General features: G+C 47.1%; 1 protein-coding gene. It reads right to left on the bottom strand.

Translation table 11 applies throughout. From position 1 onward, the window contains the following. Positions 1 to 1,627 (bottom strand): formate--tetrahydrofolate ligase (locus tag G5A70_RS15430; RefSeq protein ID WP_173750326.1); only part of this gene is annotated, 1,627 nt, incomplete at both ends.

Here is a 1,627-nt window from a genome sequence, read left to right as displayed (position 1 = left end):
TTTCAGCAGCCGGCACTTTCGGCAGACCCGGCATAGTCATGATTTCACCGGTTAATGCTACGATAAATCCTGCACCTGCGGAAATCTTTAAGTTTCTTACGGTTACTTCAAAGTCTGTAGGCGCACCCAGTTTGGTCTGGTCGTCTGTTAAGCTGTACTGTGTCTTAGCCACACAGATTGGGCAGTTTCCGTATCCTAAGGCTTCTAACTGTGCTGCCTGTTTCTGCGCATTGGCTGTCAGGACAACTTTCTTTCCGCCGTATACTTTCTGTACAATCTGGTTTAATTTATCTTCAATGCTTCCTTCCAGTTCATAAGAGAAGGTAAAGTCGTTTGGTTCTTCTACCAGACGGATAACTTCTTTTGCAAGAGCAATACCGCCTTCGCCGCCTTTGGCCCATACTTCAGACAGGGCAACGTTTACGCCCAGTTCCTTACATTTCTGTTCTACCAGGTCAAGTTCTGCCTTCGTATCTGTGGGGAATGCATTGATAGCAACCACACATGGCAGTTTGTATACATTTTTAATGTTGCTTACATGTTTTAACAGGTTCGGAAGTCCTTTTTCCAATGCTTCCAGGTTTTCGTTATTTAAGTCTGCTTTTGCCACGCCGCCGTTGTACTTGAGGGCACGAACCGTTGCTACGATAACCACTGCGCTTGGGTGCAGGTCTGCCATACGGCACTTGATATCCAGGAATTTCTCTGCGCCGAGGTCAGCGCCGAAGCCTGCTTCTGTAATGGCGTAATCACCTAATTTCATTGCCATCTTGGTTGCGATAACAGAGTTGCAGCCGTGTGCAATGTTTGCGAATGGGCCGCCGTGTACGATGGCAGGTACATGCTCCAAGGTCTGCACCAGGTTTGGCTTCAGAGCATCTTTTAACAGGGCACACATAGCGCCTTCTGCGTGTAAGTCATGAGCCGTAACCGGTTTCTGTTCGGAAACTTTTCCGTATGTATAACCAACAATAATACGTCCCAGTCTTTCCTTTAAGTCTGTAATGTCTCTGGCCAGACACAGAACTGCCATAATTTCAGAAGCTACGGTGATGTCATAGCCGTCTTCTCTTGGCATGCCGTTGGTCTTTCCGCCCATACCGTCTACTACGAAACGAAGCTGTCGGTCATTCATATCCACACATCTTCTCCAGGTGATTTTTCTCGGGTCGATGTTCAGTTCATTTCCCTGATAAATGTGGTTATCCAGCATAGCTGCCAGAAGGTTGTTGGCTGCACCGATTGCATGGAAATCTCCGGTAAAGTGCAGGTTGATGTCTTCCATAGGAACTACCTGTGCGTATCCGCCGCCTGCTGCGCCGCCCTTTACACCGAATACCGGTCCCAGAGATGGCTCACGAAGAGCAACCATAACGTTTTTGCCAAGTCTCTGCATACCGTCTGCAAGACCAACGGTTGTGGTGGTCTTTCCTTCTCCTGCCGGTGTTGGGTTAATGGCAGTAACCAGAATTAATTTTCCGTTTGGTGCATCGGATTCTTTTAATAAGTTGTAGTCAATTTTTGCTTTGTACTTGCCGTACTGCTCCAGATATTTGTCATCAATACCTGCTTTCTCCGCAATTTTTGTAATCGGCTCCATTGTACATTCCTGTGCAATTTCAATGTC

The sequence above is a fragment of the Blautia hansenii genome (genome assembly GCF_013304445.1).
GTDB lineage: Bacteria > Bacillota > Clostridia > Lachnospirales > Lachnospiraceae > Blautia.
The sequence above is the reverse complement of the archived record's forward strand: the minus strand, read 5'-3'. Positions and strand labels throughout refer to the sequence as shown.